Here is a 24,093-nt window from a genome sequence, read left to right as displayed (position 1 = left end):
CACATCGCAAACACCGCAGGCCGGCAGGAAAATCGCCGCCCCCCCGCTCCCCGGGGCCCGGCCCGCCGCGCCCCTTTCACCTTGCCTCAAATACTCCACGGGGGTCCGGGGGTGTGAAACCCCCGGTTCGCCACGGGCCAAAAGCGCCGCCATCAGGCTCATCTCACAACCCCTCCAGCCTGGCCGGGTCGAACCCTGCGCCAGGGACCAGCTCGACCCCCGCTTTCGACATCCGCACCTCGACCCCCGCCGCGATCAGCGCCGCTTTCAGCGCATCCACCGGGGCGAAATCCTTGGTCTCCATCGCGGCCGCGCGCAGTCGCGCCAGCTTGTCGGCAAGGCCCGACAGGTCCACGCCCCGCGCCCAGTCGCCCATCCCGTCCTCCAACAGGCCCAGAAGACGGGCCGAGGCAAGGAAGACGCCTTTCTCGTAGAAACAGTCCTTTTGCGGGTTGGCAGCGATCGCCTTGGCCAGTGCGTGCAGCCGGGCCATCGCACCGGCGACGTTCAGGTCGTCAGCCAGCGCCTCGACGATCTCGGCGTCGGGTCCGGTGGGCTCGGCCTCCGCGACCATGGCGCGCCAGCCGCGCAGGATGCCCTCGGCCTCGCGCGCGCGCTCGGCCGTCCAGTCCATCGGCTTGCGGTAATGCGTGGACAGCATGACGAAGCGGATCACCTCGCCCGGATAGCCCTGGTCCAGCAGCTCGCGCACGGTGAAGAAGTTGCCCAGCGACTTGGACATCTTCTTGCCCTCGACCAGCAGCATCTCGTTATGCATCCAGACCCGCGCGAAGCCGCCGTCCGGATGGGCGCAGCAGCTTTGCGCGATCTCGTTCTCGTGGTGGGGGAATTGCAGGTCGATCCCGCCGCCATGGATGTCGAAGGACGGGCCCAGCAACTCGTAGGACATGGCCGAGCACTCGATATGCCAGCCCGGACGCCCCCGGCCCCACGGGCTGTCCCAGCCCGGCAGCCCGGCATCCGAGGGCTTCCACAGCACGAAATCCATCGGGTCGTCCTTGTAGGGAGCGACCTCGACGCGGGCGCCCGCGATCATGTCATCGACCGAGCGGCCCGACAGCTTGCCGTAATCGGGATACGAGCGGACCTTGAACAGCACATGCCCGTCGACCGCATAGGCGTGGCCTCTGGCGATCAGGTCCTCGATCATCGCGATCATCGCGCCGATATACGCGGTCGCGCGCGGCTCATGCGTGGGCGTCAGCGCGCCCAGCGCGCCCATATCGGCGTGATACCAGCCGATGGTTTCCTGCGTGCGCTGGTGGATCAGCTCTTCCAGCGTGCCCTCGGCGCCCGCCTCCTTGCGCGCCAGCGCGGTCGCGTTGATCTTGTCGTCGACGTCGGTGAAGTTGCGCACGTAGGTGACGTGATCCTCGCCGTAGACATGGCGCAGAAGCCGGAACAGCGTGTCGAAGACCAGCACGGGCCGGGCATTGCCCAGATGCGCGCGGTCATAGACGGTCGGGCCGCAGACATACATCCGCACATTGCCCGGATCCGAAGGCGCGAAGTCTTCCTTCGCGCGGGTGCGGGTGTTGTAGAGGCGGATAGCCGTCATGTGGTCGTCTCCCCTGATCGCGACAAATCGGGCACCCCCGCGCGGGGTGGGCTATGCGCTTCTCATGAGGAAAAGACAACGCCCCGCGCGAGCCAAAGCTCAGCGGGTAATGCAGCAGATGATGATGCGCAGCGTGGTCATGGCAGGTCGGATAGCACCGGCGCGGGCCTCGCGCAAGCGTTCAGCGCAGCGCGTTGCCGGTGGCGCCGGGCAGCGTGCGGCGGCCTGCACGCACCTCGCGCCATGTCATCAGCAGCCCGCCCGCCACGACGATGCAGGCGCCGGTGATGCTGACCGCATCGGGCCACAGACCGAATACGGCGATATCGTAGAACGCCGCCCAGACCAGCGTGATGTAGAAGAAGGGCGCGACGAAGCTGACATCGGCCAGCCTGTTCGCGGTCAGAAGCAGGATCTGCGCGCTGACCATGACGACGCCGATCCCGACAAGGGCGGCCCAGACCTGCGGGCTTTCCGGCCAGGTCAGCACCGGCGTGGCGATCACCGCCGAGATCCCCATCCCCATCGCGTTGTTGATCAGCATCGTGCGTCCGAAGGGTTCCGAGGTGGCAAGCCGCTTGATGAAGATGTTCTCGATCCCCATGCAGACGGCCGCCCCCAGCGCCAAGAGCGCGGCAGGCTGGATCACGCCCGCGCCGGGCCGTAGCAGGATGGCCGCACCCGCCATGGCGATGCAGGCCGCCGCCCAGCGCCACGGCCCGACCCTTTCACCCAGAACCAGGATCGCGAATGCCATCGTCGCCACCGGGCTGGTAAAGCTCAGCGCGTTGGCATCGGCCAGCGGCAGATGCGCCGAGGCCGCGAACATCAGCCCGCCGCCGGTATAGCCCAGCATCGTGCGGATCAGGTGGCGGCGGTAATGCGGGCGCGGTGTATCCGCGCTCTGGCGCCATGGCTGGCGTCCGGTAGCCCGGCGCAGCCCCAGGAACAACGCAACCGCGATGAAGCCCCACAGAAAGCGCGACTGGCTGATCATCAGCGGATGGACCTGCTGGCCCAGCGCGCCGCTGCCCAGCGCCTTGGCAATCAGCGTAGTGCCCGCAACCAGCATCGTGCAGCCGAGCATGGCGAAGACGGCGGCAAGAAGGGTCGAGCGCATGGGCGGATCCGTCCGAAAGGTGCCCGACGGATCTAGGTCGTTAACAGGCGAAAGGAAAGCCCGCGCGCAATGCGACATGCCAAAGGGCCGCTCGCCGCGCGCAAAGGCCCATTTTCCGCTGAAAAGCGCCTCATTTGCCCGCATCGGTTGCGCGAACTTGATCTCAATCAAGGCGGCAGCGCCGATTAACCTGTCCCCTGGACGTATCAAAGCGGTCCCGGCCGCGCCCTGTCCGGTGTTTTGGAGAATGCGATGCGTCTGACCACCCGAACCAATCTTGCCCTGCGCACCCTGATGGTCTGCGCCGTCAATCCCGAGCGGATCGTCCGCAAGAGCGACGTGGCCAAGGCGATCAACGCCTCCGAGAACCACCTGGCGCAGGTCGTCAACCAACTTGGGCAATCGGGCTTCATCACCACGTTGCGCGGACGCCACGGCGGCTTCTCGCTGGCGCGTCCGGCGGCGGAAATCTCGGTCGGCGCGGTGTTTCGCGCCTTCGAGGCCGAGCTGCCCTTTATCGAGTGTTTCTCCGAGGACAATACCTGCCCGCTCAAGGGTGTCTGCCGGATGTCCCAGCACCTGACCCGTGCGGTCGAAAGCTTCTATGCCTCGCTCGATCCGGTGACGCTGGGCGAGCTGACCGATTGCAACGAGGGGCTCGAGGCGATCCTGTCCCTGGAAGACTGCACGCGCCGCGTCAGCACAGCACGCTGCGCGCAGGCGCAAGCAGTCCCCGCCTGACGATCACTCGAACAGCTCAGAACGTGATGCGCAGCCGGTCGCGCATGATCTCGATGCGCGAGAAGCGTTCAAGATAGCGCATCCCCAGAAGCGAGGCATGCAGCGCGCCCTCGTTCACCAGCGCGCGCACGCCGCTGGCGACATGGCCTTCCAGCGCGACCCGGTCCAGCGTGACCTGCGCGGTCCGCGTCATCCCGTTGGCGGTGCTGGCCAGCCCCAGATAGCGCAGGTCGTCCTCGGCAAAGCCCAGCTTGGCGGCATCCTCTTGCGTCAGGACCATGTCGGTGGCCCCGGTATCGAGGATGAAGCGCACGGGCGTCGGCACGCCGTTGGGGCCGGTAATGTCCAGCGTGACATGATATTGCCCGTCGAAACCGCGGCGCAGGACCATGCCGTCGCCCTCGGCGGTCTGCACGGCCGAGCGCGAGAATTGCGTGCTGTCCCAGAGCCCGTAAGCCGCGGCCGCGCCGACGAAGATCAGCGCCCAGAGGATTGCGTGACGCAGAAAGGTCAGAAGCCGCCCCTGGGTCGCGACCAGCGCGTAACCGATCAGCGCAACGCCCAGCACCCCCAGATAGACAAGGCGCGCGATGTCGTCGTCAGAGAGCTGTGGCAGGGCGTCCATCCGGGCCTTTCCGTGTACGGGATGCCCTGAATGTAGGGGGCGTGGCGCCTGTATGACAGAGGGCGCGCTGTCACGTCGGCGTCAGCGACGGGCGCCTCAGACGGGTATGACCCCGGCGGCGCGTGCCCCGTTTAGCACGAATTGCGTGGCCAGCGCGGCCAGAAGCAGGCCCATGAGCCGCGTCACCACCATCTCGCCCACCCGGCCCAGAAGCCGCTCGAGCACCGGCGCCAGCAGGAAAAAGCCGAAAGCCGCGGCCACGACCAGCAGCATCACCGCGTGAACGGCCAGCACGCCGGTCGTCGTCTCGGTCTGGTTGACCAGCAGGATCATCGAGGCCATCGCCCCCGGCCCCGCCAGAAGCGGCATCGCCAGCGGGAAGACCGACGGGTCGGGCGATTGCTGCGCATGGCCCTCGCGCCGGGGCTGGCGGCGGTCGAACAGCATGTCGAGCGCGGTCAGGAACAACAACACCCCGCCCGAGATCTGGAAAGCGGGCATCGAGATGCCGATGGTCGACAGGATCGTCTCGCCCGCCAGACCGAAGACCGACAGCAGCGCGACGGCGATGATACAGGCCCGCGCGCCGACGATGCGGCGCTGGCGCGCATCCATCCCCGCCGTGAGCGGAATGAAAAGCGGCGCAAGCCCGACCGGGTCGATGATCACGAAAAGCGTGACGAAGGCCGTGGTGAGAAAGGCGATATCGGGCATGATCCAAGGCTTTCCGGCTGCGGGGCCCCGAGTCAATCGTCAAACCGCTTTCCCCGTCAATCGGCCGTGATTTGACGCGGCGGGCATCGGGCGCAAGGGTGGCTGCGAGCAGCGACGCAAGGAGCCCCCGATGAATCCGCGATTTCCGTTCGCCGCGCTGGTCGCGCTGTCGGCCCTGCCCGCAGCGGCGCAGGATCTGGGACCGGCTAATGTCGCACAGATCGAAACGGTGATGGCCTGCCCCCGCGACCGGGGACCGGATGCGGCCTACTGGGCCTGTCTCGACGCCTCCGGAATGAGCCCCGGCGCCCTGACCTTCGCGCGGCAGCTTGCCGCCTCGGACACGTTGCCGGGGCCCGGTTTCCTGCTGGGCTTCACGGAGCTGGGTCCCGTGGATCTGGGCGACGTGGTGTTTCCCTTCCTCGCCAATACAAACGACCAGTCGCTGTTGCTCAACGGCGCGGGCGGCCCCGTGCAACCGCAGCTTGGCCCCCGCCCCGAGGATCCGCAAAGCCGGGCGCTGATGCGGGAGTATCCAGACGCGATGCCCGCGTTCCGCATGACGGTCGTCGGCCATCGGCGGACCGGCGCGGTGCAACGGTTCGTCGTCTCGGACCAGATCACCGATGGCTGCCGCGCCTGCGCCCTGCTGGGACAGGCGCTGTCGGCGATGGTGTTCCGGGACGGGGTGCTGGAGCGGGTCGAGCCGCTGGGCTGGCTGGCCGACGACGCGACCGAAGGGCTGGCCGAGGGGCTGAAAGCCGGCAGCCTGCGCGCGCTGCAGATCGCGCTTACCCTCAGGGGCTACGAGCCGGGACGCATGGATGGCAGGCCGGGCGACGCGACCGACGCGGCCTTGCGCGCCTTCCTGTCCGACCAGTGCCTGCCCGTCGACGAAGGCTTGTCCGAGGCTGCCCTGACCCGTCTCACCGAAGCGCCGATGATCGCATCGCCGGACGCCCTGACCCCGCCCGACTGTGCCGAGTGACACAGGCGGGCGTCCATTCATCATACATTGGAAATACGAATGTCAGGCATTATTTTGCCTGACATTCATTCCTGAGCGTTTTCAAGCGCTTCCGTTGCCTTCATCCAAAGCGCCTCGGCCCGGTCAAGACCCTCCATGACCTCGGCATACTTGCGATTCCAGACATCCAGATCGCCCTTGCGCCCGTCTTCGTAGAGCGCGGGATCGGCCAGTTTCTTGGCCAGCTTCTCGCGCATCTCTTCCAGCTTCTCGACCCGCTGTTCGCATTTGCGCAGCTCGGATTTCAGCGCCTGAACCTGCTCGCGCGTGGCCTTGGGCTTGGCGGGTTTCTCAGCCTTGGGCTTCTTCTCGGACTCGTCACCGCCCAGCAGCAACGCGCGGTAGCTGTCCAGATCGTCCTCGTACGGCGCGACGCCGCCATCCTTGACCAACCACAGCCGGTCGGCCACCAGCGACAACAGATGCATGTCGTGACTGACCAGGATCACCGCGCCCGAATAGGCGGTCAGCGCCTCGACAAGCGCTTCGCGGCTCTCGATATCGAGGTGGTTGGTCGGTTCGTCGAGGATCAGAAGATGCGGCGCGTCGATCGTGGCCAGCAGTAGCGACAGCCGCGCCTTCTGCCCACCCGAAAGCCGCCCCACCACGGTCTCGGCCTGATCGGCCATCAGCCCGAAACCGGCCAGTCGCGCGCGCAGGCGCGGCTCGCCCTCGGTCGGGCGCAGGCGGCGGACATGCTGCACCGGTGTCTCGTCGAGATGCAGTTCATCGACCTGATGCTGGGCGAAATAGCCGACGCGCAGCTTGCCCGCGACGGTCATCGACCCGGCCATCTTGTCGAGCTTGCCGGCCAGCAGTTTCGACAGTGTGGACTTCCCTTCGCCGTTGCGGCCCAGCAGCGCGATGCGGTCATCCTGATCTATGCGCAGCGACAGCTTGCGCAGGACCACATGATCGCCATAGCCCACCGAAACGCCCTCCATGGCGATGATGGGCGGCGAAAGTTCCTCGGGTGCGGGGAAGGTGAAGACGTGTTTTGCCGCCTCATGCGGGGCGGTGATGGGCGTCATCTTCTCAAGCTGTTTCACCCGGCTCTGCGCCTGCCGGGCTTTCGACGCCTTGGCCTTGAAGCGGTCGACGAAGCTTTGCAGATGCGCGCGGCGGGCATCCTGTTTCTTCGCCTCGGCCGCCTGCACCGCGCGCTGTTCGGCGCGGGTCTTGGCGAAGGTGTCGTAGCCGCCGGAATAGAGCGTGAGCTTCTTGTCCTCGAGATGCAGGATCGCGCCCACGGCCCGGTTCAGAAGCCCCCGGTCGTGCGAGATCACGATCACCGTATGCGGATACTTCGCCAGGTAGCTTTCCAGCCACAGCGCCCCTTCGAGGTCCAGATAGTTGGTCGGTTCGTCCAGCAGCAAAAGGTCAGGCTGCGCGAACAGCACGCCGGCCAGCGCCACCCGCATCCGCCAGCCGCCCGAAAAATCGGAACACGGCATCAGCTGTTCCTCGGCGGTGAAGCCCAGCCCTTTCAGGATCGCCGACGCCCGCCCCTCGGCCGACCACGCGTCGATATCGGCCAGACGCGCCTGCACGTCGGCGATGCGGTGCGCGTCGGTCGCCGTTTCGGCCTCGGCCATGAGGGCCGCGCGTTCGGTATCGGCCTGCAGCACGGTATCGAGCAGCGAGGTCGACGAGGACGGCACCTCCTGCGCCACCCCGCCGATGCGCGCGCGGTTGGGCAGGCTGATCGTGCCGCCCTCGGAAACCAGCTCGCCCCGGATCAGCCGGAACAGGGTGGTCTTGCCCGAGCCGTTACGCCCGACAAGACCGACTTTGTGCCCGGTCGGGATGCGCGCCGAGGCCTCGACGATCAGAGGCTTGCCATCGACGGAATAGGTGAGATCGGAAATGGTCAACATGAGGCGCCGCTTAGCAGAAGCCCGCGCGCTGCACCAGCGGGCGCAGGCACGAAGGCCCCCGCCCGCGACAACCTGCGCACAGTCGCAAGGTCGGACGCCATTTCGGCTTGCCAGGACGCCTCCGCGCGCGTTCATTGGCGCGTCCCGTTGGAACGCCCATGACACGAACGCCTCCCCATCTTGCGACGCTGGTTCTGCTGACCGCCCTGCCCGTCGTCACGCTCAACATGTTCCTGCCGTCGCTGCCGGCGATGACCCGGGCCCTGCAGGCCACCGAGGCGCGCATGGCCTGGGTCGTGTCGGGCTACATGGTGCTGACGGCGCTGATGCAGCTGGCGCTCGGGCCGCTCAGCGACCGGATCGGGCGGCGGCCCGTGATCCTGAGCGCGCTGGGGGTCTATACGCTGGCCTCGCTCGGTTGTGTCCTGGCCCGGGACGCGAACCTTTTCATCGCCTTTCGCCTGCTACAGGGAGCAATTGCGGCGGGAACGGTCCTGTCGGCGGCGATCATCCGCGACCTGTTCGACCCGCGCCACGCGGCCGGGCGCATGGGCACGGTCAGCGCCTCGATGGCATTGGCGCCGATGCTGGGGCCGACGATCGGCGGGCTTCTGGATAGCGTCATCGGCTGGCGCGCGATCTTCGGGCTCTACGCGGCGCTGGGGGCGGCGGGCCTGGTGCTGTGCTGGCTCGATCTGGGCGAGACGCTGAAGCCCGGCAAAAGACGCCTGCGGGCCGGCGATTACGGCGCGCTCCTGCGCTCGGCGCGGTTCTGGGCCTATACCGCGACGGGGGGCCTGTCGCTGGGATCGTTTTACGTCTTCATCTCGGGCGTGTCCTTTGTCGCGGTGGATTATTGGCACCTGTCCAGCCTGTGGATCGGGCTGGGCACCGGGTCGATCACCGCGGGCTTCATCCTGGGCGCGCTGATCACCGCGCGCATGGCCCCGAGGCTGGGCCTGGGGCCGCTGATCATCGCCGGGCGCTGCGTGGCGGTTCTGGGCGTGGGGCTCGGTTTCCTGCTGTTCTGGGGCGGTGCGACCTCGCCGCTGGTACTGTTCGGCTGCACGCTGAGCGCGGGATTCGGCAACGGGCTGACGGTCGCGAACGCAGCCACGGGCGCGGTGTCGGTGCGTCCCGATCTGGCGGGCACCGCTTCCAGCCTGTTCGGCGCCTTCGGCATGGGAATGGGCGCGGCGCTGACAGCGCTGACGCTGCAGGCGGTGGCCGCCCATCCCACGCCCGGGCTTTTGCTGGGCGTGATCCTGACGGTTCTGATGCTGGCGCTGGCGGCGGGGATCGCGGCGGTGTGGCTTGAACGCCGCGCCGGAAACGCCGGCTGAGCGCGGCAATGGCGGCTTTTCAAGCTTTCTCCTGCATGTTAAGTGCGCGTCAGTTTTGACCAGAGGCGGCCGGGCATGGGGCCCCGCCGCGCACCGAAAGAGACGATCATGGCCACCGAACGCACCTTGTCGATCATCAAGCCCGACGCCACCAACCGCAACCTGACCGGCAAGATCAACGCCAAGTTCGAGGATGCGGGCCTGCGCATCATCGCGCAAAAGCGCATCCACCTGACCCCGGCGCAAGCGGGCCAGTTCTACGAAGTCCACAAAGAGCGTCCGTTCTACAGCGAACTGTGCGAATTCATGGCGTCGGCCCCGGTCGTCGTGCAGGTGCTGGAAGGCGAGAACGCGATCGCGAAGAACCGCGAAGTGATGGGCGCGACCAACCCCGCCAATGCCGACGAAGGCACGATCCGCAAGGAATTCGCGCTGTCGGTCGGCGAGAACTCGGTCCACGGCTCGGACGCGCCGGAAACCGCCGCGCAGGAAATCGCGTTCTTCTTCTCGGGGCTGGAACTGGTCGGCTGACCTGTCCGCGTCACGGAATGCGAAAGGGCGGGGATTTCCCCGCCCTTTTGTTTTGCCCGCCTGTTGCGGCGCGGTTTGGGATCACCGCCCGGGATCACCGGCAGCGGCGATTGACCTCGCGCTGCGCCAGCCCGGTCTCTACCAGCATGCAGCGGTCGCGGGCGGTGTAGTAGTAGCCGCGCGCGTAATGCATCACCGCGTCGTCCATGTCGCCATCGGCCACCAGCCACGCGCCGCGCAGATAGCGGCCCGCATAGCGCAGGTTCACGCGGGGATCGAGCAGCTCGCGCGGCTCGCCGCGAAAGCCCATTGTCCGCGCCGTCTGCGGCAGGATCTGCATCAGGCCGTAATAGGGTCCGTTCCGGGCATTCGCGCGGTAGTCGGATTCGCGCTGGATCACGCGGTGCAAAAGCGCCTCGGGAATGTCGAGCTCGTCCGCCGCGTCCTCGATCAGCAGCCGCATCTCGACCGTCTCGCCGGGATAGAGCCGCTCGACCTGAACATGGTCGTCGCCACCACCGCCGCAGGCCGTAAGAACCGCAAGCGCGGCGAGTGCGAACCAGGTCTTCATACGGGGCTCCGTTTACGCGCCGGGCGGGTCTTCCGCCGGGCAGGGTCGATCACGCCGATCTCATCAAGGATAGCCTCGATTCCGACAATCCCGCCTTTCGCGACATGCGCGGATTTCAGCGCATCGAAGCGGACGCGCAGGGCGTCCTTCTCGGCGCCCTTGCAATCGTTCCACGGTCGTCCCTGCAGCGCCATGTGCAAAACATAGTAGCTGATGAAATGCGCGCGCGTGCCGGTTTCGAGCAGCTTCGCATAGGCGGCATCGGCGCCCAGGGCGCGCAGCTCGTCGGCGCTGTGGATCCCTGCCCGCGCAAAGGACGCGTCGCTGGCCGGGCCGAGATTGGGAAGCGAGGAAACAGGGTTCGACATGGCCCCTGTTTTGCGCGCCGACCGGATTTTTGGCAAGGGGAAGACGTTGCGGCATGGAATGTCTGGCTTTCGTCGAATGAGCGGTGCAGAGAGCGGCCAAACCGGGTTTCCCGGCGCATTCCGGAGGCCGGCGTGGCGACAAAATCTTCCCTTGGACGGTCTTACCTATGGCCGCGGCCAGCATCAGCAACTGAGAGGGCGCAACCGCTACCACAGCACGGGATCGGGCAGGAATTCAGCAGTGGGCGTCACGGCCCTATTTTGACTGACATTTAATTTTTCCAACGTATTAAATAACGTTCCGCCGTTTTTGCTTCGGTTCTCTGCAAATGAGTGGAGAGCGCTGAACAGCCCGCTTCGCCGCCGGAAGCGCCCCCGAACATCTCGTCATATCCGCCCGCTAAATGTCTGACCTATATATGCCATACATTCAGAAGCGCCTTTCCGCTTGTTCGGACCTGCCCCGCGCCCTAGCCTGTGGAAAAACGCGGAGAACCTCATGGACCTGCCCTTCGACGGCGCGATCTCGCAGTACTACGAAACCGAAGCCCCCAAGGATATCCGCGAGGCGATTGCCGAGGGCGGGAAGAAGGATATCCTGGCGCCCGATTATCCCTACGATCAGTGGATGAAGAAATCCGACTACCAGGACCGGATGGACGCGCTGCAGGTCGAGCTGGTGAAACTGCAACGCTGGATCGAAGCCACCGGCCAGCGCATCGTCGTCGTGTTCGAAGGCCGCGACACTGCCGGCAAGTCGGGAGCCATAAAGCGGGTGCGCGAGAACCTGAACCCGCGCGGCGCGCATATCGTGGCGCTGTCCAAACCCAGCGAGCGCGAGCGGACACAATGGTATTTCCAGCGCTATGTCGCCCATATGCCGGCGGCGGGCGAGATCGCCCTCATGGACCGCAGCTGGTACAATCGCGGCGTGGTCGAGAAGGTGTTCGGCTTCTGCTCGGATATGGAGCGGCGGCAATTCTTCGATCAGCTGCCGGGCTTCGAACAGGCCCTGGTCGATGACGGTATTCAGCTCATCAAGCTCTGGTTCAACGTGGGCCGCGCCGAGCAGCTGCGGCGGATGCTGGCGCGTGAAAGCCACCCGCTGAAACAATGGAAGCTTTCCTCGATCGACGTGAAGGGGCTGGGCCTGTGGGACGAGTATACCCAGGCGATCGGCGAGACCTTCGCACGCTCGGATTTCGGCTTCGCGCCCTGGACGATCATCCGCGGCGACGACAAGTACCGCGCGCGGATCGGCGCCCTGCAGCGGATCCTCAGCGCCTTCGATTACGACCGAAAGTATCCCGACGCTGTGGGAAGCCCCGATCCGGCCATCACCGGCGGCGTGGATCTGTGGCCGGGCCACGCGCGCTGACCCGCGTGCAGGCGTCCATGCCGTCGGGTGGCGCGGCATCCGAGGCCCAGATCAGCGTCCCCTGCCCCTCTGTCATCGCCTTCGCCAGCAGCCCGCCTGTGGCATGATCGCCCTGCAACAAGGCCAGCCGCCCGCCCGCATGGGGCACCAGCACGCGCATCAGCAGATGCGCGCTGGCCGCCGCCCCCGGCGCGGGCTTCCAAACGACGCCACCGGGCGCCAGCGCCACGAGCAACCCCATGATCCGCGACAGCGGGACCGAGGCCGCACTGAGCAACAGCGCGGGGGCCCGGGGCGGTTGAAGCGGGGAGCGTTCGGGGGCGGCGCAGGGATCGGCCACGCCTTCCCGCGCCCGGATCCGGGCCAGGAGAGGTTTCTCATCCGCATAGGCGCGGTACAACGCGTCGGGTTCGGGTCGGCCCGACCCGCCCTGCAGCCCCGCCAGCGCCCGACCCAGATCGCCCGCATCCGCGCAGACCAGCCGCGCGCCTGGAACGGCAGGGACCGGCACCATCCGCTGGCCCAGCGACGCCGTCCAGCGCCCGCCCACGCATTGCACGAAGAGCCGCTCGCTCAGCCCGGCGAGGATGTCGTCAAGATCGGGATTCAGCGCGCCCGGCAGATCAGTTGGCCGCCGTGCAGCTTGCGGTCAGATCCTCGTACCGGTCGACCACCCAGTTGGGCGCATCGGCGGGCAGGGTCTCGGTGATGGCGGTCTGCACGCGGGCAAACAGCGCGACCGAGCGCGAATTGTCGACCATGGGCACCGTGCCCTCGGGCACGGCGGTCTGGAACACCATCAGGGCCACGGCGATCAGCAGGATGCCGCGCAGCACGCCGAAGAAGAATCCCAGCCCCTGATCGATGCCGCCCAGCGCCGAATTGCGGATCAGGCTGGAAAACAGCGGCGTGAACAGCGCGACGATGACCAGCATGATGGCGAAGACGGCGGCAAAGGCGGCGATGATCGTCAACTCGCAGCTATCCCCCAGAATATCGCCGATATAGGGGATCTCGCGCACCAGCGGTTCGACCGTGGGGGCCAGCACGAAGGCGGCGATGGCGGCGACGATCCAGCCGGCAATGGCGAGCGCCTCGCGCACGAGACCGCGCGAATAGGCCAGGATCGCCGAGATGATGATCACCAGCGCGACGGCCGCGTCGATCAGGGTAAAGCTGTCCATGCCCAAGCTCCTTCGCGCGTCAGCCCGCGCCGAATACATCACCCACGAAGCCGGTCAGATCGCCCAATTCGCGCAACCTGACGCCGATGCCGGGGCCGGTCTTGCCACCCCTCGGCAGCATGGCCGTGGTGAAACCAAGTTTTGCCGCTTCTTTCAACCTGTTTTCGCTCTGGCTGACAGGGCGAAGTGCCCCGGACAACGAGATTTCCCCGAACACCACGGTATCGGCGGGCAGGGCCACATCCTCGCGCGCGCTCAGAAGCGCGGCAGCGACGGCGAGATCGGCGGCGGGCTCGCTCACGCGCATCCCGCCCGCGACGTTGAGGAACACGTCGAGCCCGGTGAAGGGAATGCCGCAGCGCGCTTCCAGCACGGCCAGAATCGTCCCCAGCCGCCCGCTGTCGAGCCCGACCACGGTGCGGCGCGGGTTGGACAGCGGCGAGGGCGCGACGAGTGCCTGGATCTCGGTCAGCATGGGGCGCGTGCCCTCGATCCCGGCGAACACGACCGATCCGGCCGAGGGCTGGCCGCGTTCGGACAGGAACAGCGCCGAGGGGTTGGGGACCTCGGACAGGCCGCCGCCGGTCATCTCGAACACGCCGATCTCATCGGCGGGACCGAAGCGATTCTTGACCGCGCGCAGGATGCGGAACTGGTGCCCGCGCTCGCCCTCGAAATAGAGCACGCAATCGACCATGTGCTCGATCACGCGGGGGCCGGCGATCTGGCCTTCCTTGGTGACGTGACCGACCAGGATGACGCTGATCCCGCGGCGCTTGGCCAGCGTCACCAGTTCGTGCGCGGCGGCGCGCAGCTGAGCGACCGAGCCGGGCGCCGAGGCGACGCTGTCGAGCCACATGGTCTGGATCGAATCGATGATCACCAGATCGGGACGCTCGGTGTCGAGCGTGGTCAGGATGTCGCGCAGATTGGTCTCGGCGCCCAGCTGCACGGGCGCATCGCCCAGCCCCAGCCTTTGCGCGCGCATCCGCACCTGCGCGGCGGCTTCCTCGCCGGAAATATAGAGCGTGGTCAGGCCCTTGCGGGCGAAAGCGGCGGTCGCCTGCAAAAGCAGGGTCGACTTGCCGATGCCCGGATCGCCGCCGACCAGGATCGCCGAGGCAGGGACCAGCCCGCCGCCCAGGACACGGTCGAGCTCGTCCATGCCCGACAGGGTGCGCGGCGGCGGCGCCTCGTCCGTCTGCAGCGTGCTGAGCGCGATCGAACGCCCCTTGGCGAGCGGTCCCTTGGGGCCCGCGCCCATCGGCGCCTCTTCGACGATCGAATTCCACGCCCCGCAGGCATCGCAGCGCCCGGCCCATTTCTTGTGGACCGCGCCGCATTCGCTGCAGGTGAACTGGGGGGATGCCTTGGCCATGCGGCGTTATCCCCCGCCGCCGCGCGCGTTGCAAGCCGCGTCGGGGGGCTGTCTGCCCCCCTCGGCCTGCGGCCTCACCCCCCGAGGATATTTGCTGAACAAAGACGCGCGGTTCACGCGGACCGATGCCCCATCCTGTTCGCCCGGTATCCACGCGCAAGGTCGCCGTCCCCGCGCTGGCTGGGCAAAGCTGGCTGGGCAAAGCAAAACCCCCGCTCCGGGGCCGGAGCGGGGGTTTCTGTGTCAGTCAGCCAGGCGCGATTACGCGGGCTCGTCTTCCAGCGCGTCGAGGGCCGATTTCAGGTCGTCCTTGTTGACTTCCTTCTCGGTCACCGCGGCCTTGCCGAGGATCATGTCGACGACCTTGTCTTCGAAGATCGGCGCGCGCAGCTGCTGCTGCATCTGCGGGTTCTTCTGCACGAATTCGAAGAATTCGCGTTCCTGGCCCGGGTACTGGCGCGCCTGCTGCAGGATCGCCTGCGTCATCTCGGCATCCGAGACCTGCACCTCGGCCTTGCGGCCGACTTCGGCCAGCAGGAGGCCCAGCTTCACGCGGCGCACGGCGAGCTTGCGATGCTCCTCGGTTGGCTCGATCGAATCGTGGTTGTGATCGTGCACTTCCGGATGCTCATCGTGCCACAGCTGGTGCGCGATCTGGCTGGCCTCGGCCTCGACCAGGCTTTCGGGCAGATCGAAGGTCACGTCGCTGTCGAGCTTGTCGAGCAGGCCACGCTTCACGATCGCGCGCGAAGCCTGGGCATATTCGCCTTCGAGCCCTTCGCGGATCTGGCCCTTCAGGGCTTCCAGCGATTCCGCACCGAATTTCGAGGCCAGCTCGTCGTTCAGTTCCGCCGCTTCCGGGGCTTTCACTTCCTTGACGTCGCATTCGAACACGGCTTCCTTGCCCGCCAGGTGCTGGGCGCCGTAATTCTCGGGGAAGGTGACGCTGACGTCTTTCTTGTCGCCGGCCTTCACGCCCACGAGGCCCTCTTCGAAGCCGGGGATGAACTGGCCCGAGCCCAGAACCAGCGCGTGACCTTCGGCCGCGCCGCCCTCGAAGGCTTCGCCGTCGATACGGCCGGTGAAGTCGAACACGACCTGGTCGCCCATTTCGGCCGCGCCGTCCTTGTCGGCGAAGTTCTGCGCCTGCTTGGCGAGGTTTTCCAGCGCCTCGTCCACGGCAGCCTCGTCGGCCTTCACGACCATGCGCTCGAGCGTGATGCCCGAGAAGTCCGGCTCGGCGATTTCGGGCAGCGCTTCGTAGGACAGATCGACGACGACATCGTCGCCCTCTTTCCACTCTTCGCCGTTCTGCATCTCGACCTTGGGCTGCATCGCGGGGCGGTCGCCGGTCTCTTCGAAATGCTGCTGCATCGCCGCGTCGACGGCTTCCTGCATGGCTTCGCCCATCAGGCGCGGGCCGAACTGCTTTTTCAGCATCGCCAGCGGCACCTTGCCCTTGCGAAAGCCCTTGAGTTCGACCTCGGGTTGGGCTTCGCGCAGTTTCGCGTCCACCTTCTCGGCCAGTTCGGCGGCCGTGACGGTGATCGTGTAGCCACGCTTCAGGCCGTCCTTCTGGGTTTCGATGACTTGCATCCTTGTCCTCGCATAAGCTGACAGGCCGCCCGGTGGCGGCCTGAGAAAATCTGCGTCTTACTAGAGTGCGCGTAGAGGCGGATCAACCCTGAATCCGCGGGGCAGGCAAGGCGGCCCGCAACCGCAGGGCGCCGCATCGCCGTCGTTGCGGGGCGGCACCCGCTCTGCTAGGCCGCGACGGCGCATGCGGGCAACCCTGACGGCCCGCCCCGACTGCAGAGGTCCGAGATGCCCGGTGAAACCCTTCTCGAAGACATGACGCCCACCCGCGCCATGCTGGAGCGCCTGAGCGACGAGGGCGAGCCCGTCCTCTTCCGGGGCTGCGATTTCGAAGAGCTCGATCTGGGCGGTCTAGAAATGATCGAGTGGCGCTTCGACACCTGCAACCTTGCGCGCGCGGGGCTGACCGGGGCACGACTGGAAGAGGTGACCTTCGATCATTGCCGCGCGCCGGGGGCGCGGTTCGTTGCCGCCACGCTCTCCGATGTCGTGGTGGATGGCGGCGATTTCGGGAACACGAATTTCCTGGATGCCACCCTGTCGAGCGTGGCGTTCCGGCGCTGCAAGATGACCGGAACCGACATGACCGGCGTCTCGGCGATCAACGTGACCTTCGAGGAGGTGCTGCTGGTCCTGGGGATGCTGCCGAACTTTCCGTTCCGCAAAGCCATCCTGAACGGCGTGGATTTCACCGAGGCGGATCTGCGCGGCTGCGATTTCCGCGACGCGGTCTTTTCCGCGAGTTCGCTGCGCGACGCCCATATCGTCGATTGCCGGTTTCAGGGCGCCGATTTGCGGGGGGCCGATTTGGGTGGGATCCGGCTGACGGATGCGAGCCGGTTCAAAGGTGCCGTCATCTCGAAACGGCAGGCCGGCGATCTGCTGTCGCAACTGGGCCTGAACGTGCTCTGACAGGCGGCGCCGGAAAAGGGACAGGACAGGGCGCCCGCACAGGGCACGCGCGATGCGGCGGGGCTGATTCCGGGAAATGGTGCGGGAAACCTTCGCCGACAGGCTGACACCGCCGCCGCGCGTGGCGGATATTTCCCCGCAATAACAAGCTGGTGCGGGTGAAGGGACTCGAACCCCCACGCCAAAGGCGCCAGAACCTAAATCTGGTGCGTCTACCAGTTCCGCCACACCCGCCAGCCAGCGGCCCGCTTGTAGCAACGCTGCGGGGCAAGCGCGAGGGCAAAGTTTGGGCGCCTTGCGCTTTTGGCGCCCAGCATTCGGGCAGGCCGCAGGGCCCAAATCGGTTTTCCGTTGAATTGTTCTCATCCGGTTGCTTGACCTCGCGTCGGAAACGCGCAGAACTGCAACCTGACGCTCAGGACCTGGGTGTCGACGCTTCCTTCGGGGCGAGAGCGGGGCGCGAAATCGTGAAAAAACGCGGACAATGCCACAATCTCACCACGATTGATCCCAGATTGGAAACAGTCAGGTTTTAACGAGGTCCCGTCATGCATCCGCAGCTTGTTCCGCATCTTGCCCCCCTGCCCCGCGCCACCGGCCGGTCGCGTCCCACCGGCCTTGTTCCCGGGACGCTGGTGGAAACCGAGAGCGGCGAAATGCCGGTGGAATTCCTGCTGGCCGGAGACCGGATCCGCACGGCGCACGGCCTGGTCGAGCTGCGCGGGGTGTCCACCCTGCAAGCGCTTGACGCGGACATGGTGGTGATCGCGGCCGGGGCACCGGTGGGCGAACAGCAACGCAGCGGCGCCCCCGTGGTGGTGCCCGCGCATCAGAAAGTGCTGGTGCGCGACTGGCGGGCAATGATCCTGCACGGGCAGGCGCAGATGCTGACCCCCGCGCTTTCGCTGGTCGATGATGTGCTGGTCCGGCGCGAGACGCGGGCATCCCAACGGCTGATCCGGCTGCATTTCGACACGCCCCAGGTCGTGCGCGCGGGCGGGCTGGATCTGGCCTGCGCCCGCAGCGCGACACCGCGTCGCCCCGAGCCCCTGCGCGCCCTGCACTGATCGAAGGCGCCGGATTCCGACGACCGGCAGCCGGCGCGTCCGGCCCGGGACGGCCACGGGATCAGACGCCGAGCGCGCGCAGAACCGGCGGCAACGCATCGGGCAGATCCTCGGCGATCAGGCCGGGACCGAAATGACGCGCCGCCTCGACATGCAGCCAGGCCGCCATGCAGGCGGCGTCGAGCGGCGCGAAACCCCGCGCCAGAAGCCCGGCAATCAGCCCCGACAGCACATCCCCCGCCCCCGCCGTGGCCAGCCAGGGCGCCGCGCGGTCGTAGAGCGCGGCGTGGATCCGCGCGGTCCCGTCGGGGGCGGCGATCACGGTATCGGCGCCTTTAAGCAGCACGACGCATCCCGCCCGCTTTGCCGCCGCGCGCGCGGCATCAAGCCGGGAATAGGCCGGGCCGGTTTCGGGCGTGCCGGACAGGTGCCGGGCCAGATCCGGGAAAAGGCGCTGGAACTCGCCGAAATGCGGAGTCAGAATGGTGCGGGATGCGTTTGCCGTCAGCGCGAACAAGGCATCGGGATCCGCCTGAAAGGCGCTGAGCGCATCGGCGTCCAGAACCACGCCGCGCGCCCCCCTTTCAGCCATCCGAAGCGCCGCCGAGACGCGCGCAACCGTCTCCTCGCCCGCCCCCATACCGGGGCCAAGGCAGACAGCGTTCAGCCGCTCGTCGGACAGGATCTCGGCCAGCGCCCCGGCATCGTCGCAGCGCCGCAGCATGATCGCTGTCAGCTGCGCCGCGCATTCCATCATTGCCGAGCCCGGCGCGGCCAGTGTCACCAGCCCCGCGCCGATCCGCAGCGCCGCCCGGGCCGCAAGCCGCGCGGCGCCGGTCCGGCCCATCGGGCCCGACAGGATCACCGCATGTCCGTGGTCGTATTTGTGCCCGGCCCGCTTGGCGACATCGCGCGGCGACAGGACAAGGCGGGCGCTATCCGGAGCCGGCGCCGCGTCAAGACCGATATCGACGATCTCGAGCGCACTGCAATAGGTCGCCCCGTCCTGCAGGTAGTGGCCGGGCTTTGCGGTATGGAAGGTGACGGTCAGATCGCAGTGACAGGCGGCCCCCAGCACCCGACCGCTATCGGCACAAAGCCCCGAGGGTATATCCACCGCCACGCGGACCAGTCCGGGATGGGCGGCATGGGCGTCCTCGACCGCCTGCAACGCGGCGCGAACCGCTGGCGGAAGCGGCCGCGTCAAGCCCGTTCCGAACAGCGCATCGACGCTCAGGTCGGGGGGATCGGCGACAAGCTGGCGGGCGGCGTCGGACAGCGGAAAAACGCTGCCGCTTTCAAGCCATAGCCCGGCGTTCCGCGCGGCATCCGCGGGTAAGGCCCCGGGATCGCCAAGGGCGCACACGCGCACCGCCCAGCCCCGCGCGCGAAGCAGGCGGGCGATGACATAGCCGTCGCCGCCATTGTTGCCCGGTCCGCAAAGGATCAGCGCGGCGGGTGCCCGCCCGCTGGATCGCGTCTCCTCGAGCGCGGGAAACCGCGTCACAAGCCGGTCGACCACCGCCGCGCCCGCCCGCTCCATCAGCATGGCGCCGGTGACACCGCCCGACTCAATCGCCGTCCGCTCGGTGGCGCGCATTTGGGCAGAAGTCAGCAAATCGCTCAATTGTCCGCACCTTTGTCCAGCAACTGCCTGTTTGGTGAACGTATTGCACAATTTTTGTGCTGCTTTCGGCAATTTCCTCCGCCAGCGCGACGAAAACCCGCGTGTGGCAGGCTAGCGGATTGTGGCATGCTTGCGAAAGTGGTCAGTGGGCTTCGAGCCCGAAACGCCGGTGTCTGGGACGGGGGAGCCGTATGAAGAAAATTGAAGCGATCATCAAACCCTTCAAGCTGGATGAAGTGAAGGAAGCCCTTCAGGACATCGGCATCCAGGGTCTGTCGGTGATCGAAGTGAAAGGGTTCGGCCGCCAGAAGGGCCATACCGAGCTCTATCGCGGCGCCGAATACGTCGTGGACTTCCTTCCGAAAGTGAAGATCGAAGTGGTGCTGGTCGATGACATGGTCGAGGCGGCCATCGAAGCGATCATCGGCGCCGCGCGCACCGACAAGATCGGCGACGGCAAGATCTTCGTCTCGCCGGTCGAACAGGTCATCCGCATCCGCACCGGCGAAGCCGGCGAAGATGCCGTGTAAACCTACAAATCCTAACAAGTCAGGGGACTAAGTATGAGCGTTGAATCGGTTCTCAAACTGATTGCCGACGAACAGGTCGAATATGTGGACATCCGTTTCACCGACCCCAAGGGCAAGCTGCAGCACGTCACGGTGATTGCGGATCTGGTCGATGAGGACTTCCTCGAAGAAGGCTTCATGTTCGATGGCTCGTCGATTGCCGGCTGGAAGTCGATCGACCAGTCGGACATGAAACTGGTGCCGGATGTCGACAGCGTCTACATGGACCCGTTCTACGCCGAGAAGACCATCGCCGTGCATTGCGACGTGGTCGAGCCCGATACCGGCGAATCCTACGACCGCTGCCCGCGCCAGACCGCCAAGCGCGCCGAGGCCTATCTGAAATCCTCGGGCGTCGGTGACGCGGCCTATTTCGGCCCGGAAGCCGAGTTCTTCCTGTTCGACGACGTCCGCTACTCGGTCACGCCGCAGAAAGTGGCGTTCTCGATCGACGCCGATGCCGCGGCCTGGAACACGGATGCCGAATTCGAAGGCGGCAACCTGGCGCACCGCGCCGGCCACAAGGGCGGCTACTTCCCGGTCAACCCGATCGACGAAGCGCAGGACATCCGTTCGGAAATGCTGTCGACCATGAAGTCGATCGGCATCAAGGTCGACAAGCACCACCACGAGGTCGCGACCTGCCAGCACGAGCTGGGCATGATCTTCGGCGGGCTGGTCGAGCAGGCCGACAACATCCAGAAATACAAGTACATCATCCACAACGTCGCCGCCGCCTACGGCAAGTCGGCCACGTTCATGCCGAAGCCCATGGCGGGCGACAACGGCTCGGGGATGCATGTGAACATGTCGATCTGGAAGGACGGCAAGCCGCTGTTCGCCGGTGACCAGTATGCCGACCTGTCGATGGAAGCGCTGTATTTCATCGGCGGCATCCTGAAGCACGCGAAAGCGCTGAACGCCTTCACCAACCCGGCGACCAACAGCTACAAGCGTCTGATCCCGGGCTTCGAAGCCCCCGTTCTGCGCGCCTATTCGGCCCGCAACCGCTCGGGCTGCGTGCGGATCCCGTGGACCGAATCGCCGAAAGCCAAGCGTGTCGAGGCCCGTTTCCCCGACCCCGCGGCGAACCCCTACCTGGCCTTCTCGGCACTGATGATGGCCGGGCTCGACGGCATCAAGAACAAGATCCATCCGGGCGAAGCCTCGGACAAGGACCTGTACGACCTGCCGCCCGAAGAACTGGCCGCCATCCCGACCGTCTGCGGTTCGCTGCGCGAGGCGCTGGAAGAGCTGGAGAAGGACATGGACTTCCTGCTGGCCGGTGACGTGTTCACCAAGGGTCAGATCGAGGGCTACATGGAGCTCAAGTGGGAAGAAGTCTACAAGTACGAGCACACCCCGCACCCGGTCGAGTACGCGATGTACTACTCGGTCTGATCGGGACCGGATGATTGGGAAAAGGGCGCCCTGGGGCGCCCTTTTTCATACGGAGCGCTTACACGCGATCGGGACTGACGCCGCGCGTGGAACTGCGCTATCGTGGACCCGCGCCCCGGTTGCGGGGCCTGTGCAGGATCCGCCATGAGCAAGTACCACCCCCTCGACGTGCGCCACCCGGCCAACCGGGAATACCGGAACCGGAATTTCCTGCTGGACGCGCCGTCGCAGACGACCCAGGTTCACAGCCGCAGCCGCGCGCGCGCCGATGCTGCGCGGGCCACGGCCGAGACCGATCCGGTGCCCCGTTCCACCCGGCGCAGCGCGAAACCCGTCGCCCCCTGGGGGTCGCCGGTTTCGGGCGCGGGCGTGCCCGCGACGCGCGAACGCAGCGGCTCGGGGCTGGGCGGTTTCCTGCGCTCGCTGTTCATCCTGGTGGTGATCCTGGTGATCGTGGGGACGCAGACAAACCTGCTGGACGACCTGATCTTCCAGCTGCGGGTCTGGGCGTACGACCTGGGCCTGCGCGGGTTCTGAGCGCGCGGCGCCCGCGCCGAGACCCGCACCATTTGTCCCGAATTGTCGGCACTTCCGCCGCGCCCCCGGACGCTCGCCTTGGTATCCTGTCCCCGCGGCGCAGATCGCGCCGCCGGAAAGGGAGAGCCAGACCTATGCCAGCCGGACCCGGCGATCCACGGGGCGGGGACAGCGCTTTCGGTGCGGACAGTGTCAGCGCCACGCGCCCCCGCGCGTCCGGGAACGGTCCGGGGGCCATCGCGGGCGCGACGCTGGTCTTCGATGCCCGCGCCGCATTTCCCGATCTGGTGCTGGCGATGCAATACCTGGTCGACGATCTGCGGGCCGAAGGACGGGCGATCGGGGCGATCAAGCTCACCGGCTCGACCCTGAGGCTGCGCGCCGATCCCTACGAGATGATCCTCACCCGCGCCGCCGCTCCCCTCCCTGCCCGCGCGCTGCAGGGCCTGCTGCGGCCGCCACGGGGCGAGACGCCGGATTTCGCCCGCGTCCATCTGGCCCGGGCGCTGCGGTTGCATCGCGGCGCGATGGGCTTCCTGATCCGCCGTCGGGGCGCGCTGCCCACGGACCTGGCCGATGCCGCGCGCCTCCTTGCCGCCGAGGGCCGCTTCCTGCTGCTTCCGGTGATCGAGGCGGCGCAGCCCGCGCTGGTGATCTGGCAGCCCGGCGGTCTGGTCCTCGGCACCGAGGAATTTCGCCGCGCGCCGCTCGCCACGCTGCTTGAACCGGGCGATCCGCTGGCCCCCCTGACGATCGCCCCGCCCGAACGGCTGGCCCTGCCCCGCCCCGGCGAACGCGCCCCGCCCGATTGCGCCGCCGACGACCCGGGGGCGAGCCCCCCGCCCGCCCTGCGCGCCGAACGCTACGCGAAGCGCAGTCTCGGCCGGTTCTTCGGCGGCACGCCCGAACGCCCCGTCATCCTTCCCCGGATCGAGCGCGAGAGCGAACGCCTCGCCACCGCCCTGCGCGAGGCTTCTCCGCCACGCACACCCCGCCGTCGCTGGTTCGCCGCCGCCGCAAAACCCGGCCAAGGTTGCGACGATGCCTGATGACGCTCAGGTCCGGGCGGGAAAGGCCGCTTCCTCTTCCGCGCTGAGCGAGGCCCGCGGCACGACATAGGTATGGATCGAAAATACCACCGCCCTTGTCCGGGGCAGCCGCACAAGGCATTGACGCTCGCAGCGGATGTAACCGCCGCCCGCCTGTTCCGGCCCGTCGCGATGTGGACGTTTCTCGGACTCGAGCCTGGGTTGGTGCAGGGTGGGATCGATGTAGTCGAGATAATTCATGCGCCAGAGAGGCTGCTCGGGCCGGATGGCCTCGAACAGGCGTTGCACGCGCGCCTCGAGCCCGCCTGCATAGCCCGGCACCGGCTTGTGAATACCCGGCAGCCCGCGCCCCAGCTTCTCGGCCAGCGTCCAGCTTGCCGGGAAACACAAGACAGCGGCGGTCAGCCGGGGGATGCCATCCGGGCCCGGCTGCATCACGCAGAGATCCTCCTGCAACAGATGCCCCAGCCGCGCGAGCCCCTCCTCGCCCTCGACCCGCCGTCCGTCGGGGCATAGCCAGGCCCCGCCGTCCCGCGCGAATCCCAGCGCCGGCAGCCGCGCCTCGACCGTGTCGACCAGTTCGCCGACCGCGTCCGCCGCTTCGGGCAAGGCCTGCAGCACCGCCGCGCGCTTCGTCTCCAGCAGCCTGACCCGCTCGGCCATCTGCCCGGCATAGGCTTCGTCGACCACCAGCCAGTCTGCGGGGTCGAGCGGCAGGATCCCCGGCAGCCGTTTCAGCCTTGGATCCATCCATGGCGCCACCGGCAGCGCGTCTTGCAAAACGGTCATCCCGAACTCCCCGGCAGCCTCTATCCTTGTTCTCTCACTATCCTCGGGGATGAATGTGCCGCAAGGCAAAGAGGGGGCACACCGCCCCCTCCATCGCCTGCCACCGGCGC

General features: G+C 67.1%; 24 protein-coding genes and 1 tRNA gene. 11 read left to right on the top strand and 14 right to left on the bottom strand.

The genetic code is table 11. The features are described 5' to 3' along the window. Positions 1 to 163: 163 nt before the first annotated feature. Entirely contained in the window at positions 164 to 1,579 is a 1,416-nt protein-coding gene (gene cysS, locus C4N9_RS09430; RefSeq protein WP_109533078.1) for a cysteine--tRNA ligase, read from the bottom strand. A 181-nt stretch (positions 1,580 to 1,760) separates the two neighbouring features. After that, positions 1,761 to 2,699 (bottom strand): DMT family transporter, encoded by a 939-nt coding sequence (locus C4N9_RS09425; protein ID WP_109533077.1) that lies wholly within the window; start codon positions 2,697 to 2,699, stop codon positions 1,761 to 1,763. A gap of 252 nt (positions 2,700 to 2,951) precedes the next feature. On the opposite strand from C4N9_RS09425, the gene C4N9_RS09420 reads away from it, so the two are divergent. Continuing rightward, positions 2,952 to 3,440 (top strand): RrF2 family transcriptional regulator, encoded by a 489-nt coding sequence (locus tag C4N9_RS09420; RefSeq protein WP_109533076.1) that lies wholly within the window; start codon positions 2,952 to 2,954, stop codon positions 3,438 to 3,440. A 16-nt stretch (positions 3,441 to 3,456) separates the two neighbouring features. Here the strand turns inward: C4N9_RS09420 and C4N9_RS09415 are convergent, their stop codons facing one another. Together C4N9_RS09415 and C4N9_RS09410 are read right to left on the bottom strand one after the other, a co-directional pair. Continuing rightward, a complete protein-coding gene (locus C4N9_RS09415; protein WP_109533075.1) occupies positions 3,457 to 4,065 on the bottom strand; it encodes a retropepsin-like aspartic protease family protein in 609 nt (202 codons plus the stop codon). 96 nt (positions 4,066 to 4,161) lie between these two features. Next, on the bottom strand, positions 4,162 to 4,779 hold the full coding sequence (locus tag C4N9_RS09410; protein WP_109533074.1) for a MarC family protein: 618 nt from the start codon (positions 4,777 to 4,779) through the stop codon (positions 4,162 to 4,164). 130 nt (positions 4,780 to 4,909) lie between these two features. Here C4N9_RS09410 and C4N9_RS09405 point away from each other — a divergent pair, with 130 nt between their 5' ends. Next, positions 4,910 to 5,767 (top strand): peptidoglycan-binding domain-containing protein, encoded by an 858-nt coding sequence (locus C4N9_RS09405; RefSeq protein WP_109533073.1) that lies wholly within the window; start codon positions 4,910 to 4,912, stop codon positions 5,765 to 5,767. A 65-nt stretch (positions 5,768 to 5,832) separates the two neighbouring features. Here C4N9_RS09405 and C4N9_RS09400 read toward each other — a convergent pair whose 3' ends face one another. Beyond that, entirely contained in the window at positions 5,833 to 7,683 is a 1,851-nt protein-coding gene (locus tag C4N9_RS09400) for an ABC-F family ATP-binding cassette domain-containing protein (RefSeq protein WP_109533072.1), read from the bottom strand. Positions 7,684 to 7,841: 158 nt separating this feature from the next. Between C4N9_RS09400 and C4N9_RS09395 the strand changes: the two genes are divergently transcribed. Both C4N9_RS09395 and ndk read left to right on the top strand, forming a co-directional pair. After that, complete coding sequence (locus tag C4N9_RS09395) at positions 7,842 to 9,026, top strand: multidrug effflux MFS transporter (RefSeq protein ID WP_146195144.1); 1,185 nt, start codon at positions 7,842 to 7,844, stop codon at positions 9,024 to 9,026. 108 nt (positions 9,027 to 9,134) lie between these two features. Next, positions 9,135 to 9,557 carry a nucleoside-diphosphate kinase gene (gene ndk / locus C4N9_RS09390; RefSeq protein WP_109533070.1) on the top strand — a complete coding sequence of 141 codons (423 nt, stop codon included), beginning with the start codon at positions 9,135 to 9,137 and terminating at the stop codon, positions 9,555 to 9,557. A gap of 94 nt (positions 9,558 to 9,651) precedes the next feature. Here the strand turns inward: ndk and C4N9_RS09385 are convergent, their stop codons facing one another. Together C4N9_RS09385 and C4N9_RS09380 are read right to left on the bottom strand one after the other, a co-directional pair. After that, positions 9,652 to 10,128 (bottom strand): lytic transglycosylase domain-containing protein, encoded by a 477-nt coding sequence (locus tag C4N9_RS09385; protein WP_109533069.1) that lies wholly within the window; start codon positions 10,126 to 10,128, stop codon positions 9,652 to 9,654. Beyond that, positions 10,125 to 10,496 carry a TfoX/Sxy family protein gene (locus C4N9_RS09380; protein ID WP_109533068.1) on the bottom strand — a complete coding sequence of 124 codons (372 nt, stop codon included), beginning with the start codon at positions 10,494 to 10,496 and terminating at the stop codon, positions 10,125 to 10,127. The genes C4N9_RS09385 and C4N9_RS09380 overlap by 4 nt, the downstream gene beginning before the upstream one ends. 499 nt (positions 10,497 to 10,995) lie before the next feature. Here C4N9_RS09380 and ppk2 point away from each other — a divergent pair, with 499 nt between their 5' ends. Then, positions 10,996 to 11,874, top strand: a complete 879-nt coding sequence (gene ppk2 / locus C4N9_RS09375) for a polyphosphate kinase 2 (protein WP_109533067.1) — start codon at positions 10,996 to 10,998, stop codon at positions 11,872 to 11,874. Here ppk2 and C4N9_RS09370 read toward each other — a convergent pair. From C4N9_RS09370 to tig, 4 genes are all read right to left on the bottom strand, one after another. Beyond that, a complete protein-coding gene (locus C4N9_RS09370) occupies positions 11,834 to 12,433 on the bottom strand; it encodes a hypothetical protein (RefSeq protein WP_146195143.1) in 600 nt (199 codons plus the stop codon). The genes ppk2 and C4N9_RS09370 overlap by 41 nt on opposite strands. Before the next feature lie 64 nt (positions 12,434 to 12,497). Next, on the bottom strand, positions 12,498 to 13,058 hold the full coding sequence (locus C4N9_RS09365; RefSeq protein ID WP_109533065.1) for a CvpA family protein: 561 nt from the start codon (positions 13,056 to 13,058) through the stop codon (positions 12,498 to 12,500). Positions 13,059 to 13,077: 19 nt separating this feature from the next. Then, the gene (gene radA, locus C4N9_RS09360) at positions 13,078 to 14,436 is read right to left on the bottom strand and encodes a DNA repair protein RadA (RefSeq protein WP_109533064.1); all 1,359 of its coding nucleotides are present in this window, start codon (positions 14,434 to 14,436) and stop codon (positions 13,078 to 13,080) included. A 261-nt stretch (positions 14,437 to 14,697) separates the two neighbouring features. Next, positions 14,698 to 16,032 (bottom strand): trigger factor, encoded by a 1,335-nt coding sequence (gene tig, locus C4N9_RS09355; RefSeq protein WP_109533063.1) that lies wholly within the window; start codon positions 16,030 to 16,032, stop codon positions 14,698 to 14,700. Between the two features lie 228 nt (positions 16,033 to 16,260). Here tig and C4N9_RS09350 point away from each other — a divergent pair, with 228 nt between their 5' ends. Further along, positions 16,261 to 16,944, top strand: a complete 684-nt coding sequence (locus C4N9_RS09350) for a pentapeptide repeat-containing protein (protein ID WP_109533062.1) — start codon at positions 16,261 to 16,263, stop codon at positions 16,942 to 16,944. A gap of 150 nt (positions 16,945 to 17,094) precedes the next feature. Here the strand turns inward: C4N9_RS09350 and C4N9_RS09345 are convergent. Continuing rightward, positions 17,095 to 17,178: transfer RNA gene (locus C4N9_RS09345), tRNA-Leu, on the bottom strand. A 314-nt stretch (positions 17,179 to 17,492) separates the two neighbouring features. Here C4N9_RS09345 and C4N9_RS09340 point away from each other — a divergent pair. Continuing rightward, positions 17,493 to 18,011 (top strand): Hint domain-containing protein, encoded by a 519-nt coding sequence (locus tag C4N9_RS09340; RefSeq protein ID WP_109533061.1) that lies wholly within the window; start codon positions 17,493 to 17,495, stop codon positions 18,009 to 18,011. A 61-nt stretch (positions 18,012 to 18,072) separates the two neighbouring features. Here the strand turns inward: C4N9_RS09340 and C4N9_RS09335 are convergent, their stop codons facing one another. Beyond that, on the bottom strand, positions 18,073 to 19,638 hold the full coding sequence (locus C4N9_RS09335) for an NAD(P)H-hydrate dehydratase (RefSeq protein WP_109533060.1): 1,566 nt from the start codon (positions 19,636 to 19,638) through the stop codon (positions 18,073 to 18,075). A gap of 191 nt (positions 19,639 to 19,829) precedes the next feature. On the opposite strand from C4N9_RS09335, the gene C4N9_RS09330 reads away from it, so the two are divergent. The 4 genes from C4N9_RS09330 (at position 19,830) to C4N9_RS09315 (ending at position 23,194) form a co-directional block, all read left to right on the top strand. Then, entirely contained in the window at positions 19,830 to 20,168 is a 339-nt protein-coding gene (locus C4N9_RS09330) for a P-II family nitrogen regulator (RefSeq protein WP_109533059.1), read from the top strand. A gap of 33 nt (positions 20,169 to 20,201) precedes the next feature. Then, positions 20,202 to 21,608, top strand: coding sequence for a type I glutamate--ammonia ligase (gene glnA / locus C4N9_RS09325; protein ID WP_109533058.1), 1,407 nt, complete (start codon positions 20,202 to 20,204; stop codon positions 21,606 to 21,608). Positions 21,609 to 21,752: 144 nt separating this feature from the next. Beyond that, entirely contained in the window at positions 21,753 to 22,145 is a 393-nt protein-coding gene (locus C4N9_RS09320) for a hypothetical protein (protein WP_109533057.1), read from the top strand. A 134-nt stretch (positions 22,146 to 22,279) separates the two neighbouring features. Then, positions 22,280 to 23,194, top strand: a complete 915-nt coding sequence (locus C4N9_RS09315) for a hypothetical protein (RefSeq protein WP_109533056.1) — start codon at positions 22,280 to 22,282, stop codon at positions 23,192 to 23,194. Between the two features lie 6 nt (positions 23,195 to 23,200). Here the strand turns inward: C4N9_RS09315 and C4N9_RS09310 are convergent, their stop codons facing one another. Continuing rightward, positions 23,201 to 23,983 carry a heme-dependent oxidative N-demethylase family protein gene (locus C4N9_RS09310; RefSeq protein WP_109533055.1) on the bottom strand — a complete coding sequence of 261 codons (783 nt, stop codon included), beginning with the start codon at positions 23,981 to 23,983 and terminating at the stop codon, positions 23,201 to 23,203. Positions 23,984 to 24,093: the final 110 nt, after the last annotated feature.

This window comes from Pararhodobacter marinus, assembly GCF_003122215.1.
Classification (GTDB): Bacteria; Pseudomonadota; Alphaproteobacteria; order Rhodobacterales; family Rhodobacteraceae; genus Pararhodobacter; species Pararhodobacter marinus.
This window is presented reverse-complemented; position numbering and strand designations above follow the sequence as displayed.

Coding starts and splice junctions, on each gene's coding strand:
- cysS (WP_109533078.1), bottom strand. CDS start 1,579: ATGACGGCTATCCGCCTCTACAACACCCGCACCCGCGCGAAGGAAGAC.
- C4N9_RS09425 (WP_109533077.1), bottom strand. CDS start 2,699: ATGCGCTCGACCCTTCTTGCCGCCGTCTTCGCCATGCTCGGCTGCACG.
- C4N9_RS09420 (WP_109533076.1), top strand. CDS start 2,952: ATGCGTCTGACCACCCGAACCAATCTTGCCCTGCGCACCCTGATGGTC.
- C4N9_RS09415 (WP_109533075.1), bottom strand. CDS start 4,065: ATGGACGCCCTGCCACAGCTCTCTGACGACGACATCGCGCGCCTTGTC.
- C4N9_RS09410 (WP_109533074.1), bottom strand. CDS start 4,779: ATGCCCGATATCGCCTTTCTCACCACGGCCTTCGTCACGCTTTTCGTG.
- C4N9_RS09405 (WP_109533073.1), top strand. CDS start 4,910: ATGAATCCGCGATTTCCGTTCGCCGCGCTGGTCGCGCTGTCGGCCCTG.
- C4N9_RS09400 (WP_109533072.1), bottom strand. CDS start 7,683: ATGTTGACCATTTCCGATCTCACCTATTCCGTCGATGGCAAGCCTCTG.
- C4N9_RS09395 (WP_146195144.1), top strand. CDS start 7,842: ATGACACGAACGCCTCCCCATCTTGCGACGCTGGTTCTGCTGACCGCC.
- ndk (WP_109533070.1), top strand. CDS start 9,135: ATGGCCACCGAACGCACCTTGTCGATCATCAAGCCCGACGCCACCAAC.
- C4N9_RS09385 (WP_109533069.1), bottom strand. CDS start 10,128: ATGAAGACCTGGTTCGCACTCGCCGCGCTTGCGGTTCTTACGGCCTGC.
- C4N9_RS09380 (WP_109533068.1), bottom strand. CDS start 10,496: ATGTCGAACCCTGTTTCCTCGCTTCCCAATCTCGGCCCGGCCAGCGAC.
- ppk2 (WP_109533067.1), top strand. CDS start 10,996: ATGGACCTGCCCTTCGACGGCGCGATCTCGCAGTACTACGAAACCGAA.
- C4N9_RS09365 (WP_109533065.1), bottom strand. CDS start 13,058: ATGGACAGCTTTACCCTGATCGACGCGGCCGTCGCGCTGGTGATCATC.
- radA (WP_109533064.1), bottom strand. CDS start 14,436: ATGGCCAAGGCATCCCCCCAGTTCACCTGCAGCGAATGCGGCGCGGTC.
- tig (WP_109533063.1), bottom strand. CDS start 16,032: ATGCAAGTCATCGAAACCCAGAAGGACGGCCTGAAGCGTGGCTACACG.
- C4N9_RS09350 (WP_109533062.1), top strand. CDS start 16,261: ATGCCCGGTGAAACCCTTCTCGAAGACATGACGCCCACCCGCGCCATG.
- C4N9_RS09340 (WP_109533061.1), top strand. CDS start 17,493: ATGCATCCGCAGCTTGTTCCGCATCTTGCCCCCCTGCCCCGCGCCACC.
- C4N9_RS09330 (WP_109533059.1), top strand. CDS start 19,830: ATGAAGAAAATTGAAGCGATCATCAAACCCTTCAAGCTGGATGAAGTG.
- glnA (WP_109533058.1), top strand. CDS start 20,202: ATGAGCGTTGAATCGGTTCTCAAACTGATTGCCGACGAACAGGTCGAA.
- C4N9_RS09320 (WP_109533057.1), top strand. CDS start 21,753: ATGAGCAAGTACCACCCCCTCGACGTGCGCCACCCGGCCAACCGGGAA.
- C4N9_RS09315 (WP_109533056.1), top strand. CDS start 22,280: ATGCCAGCCGGACCCGGCGATCCACGGGGCGGGGACAGCGCTTTCGGT.
- C4N9_RS09310 (WP_109533055.1), bottom strand. CDS start 23,983: ATGACCGTTTTGCAAGACGCGCTGCCGGTGGCGCCATGGATGGATCCA.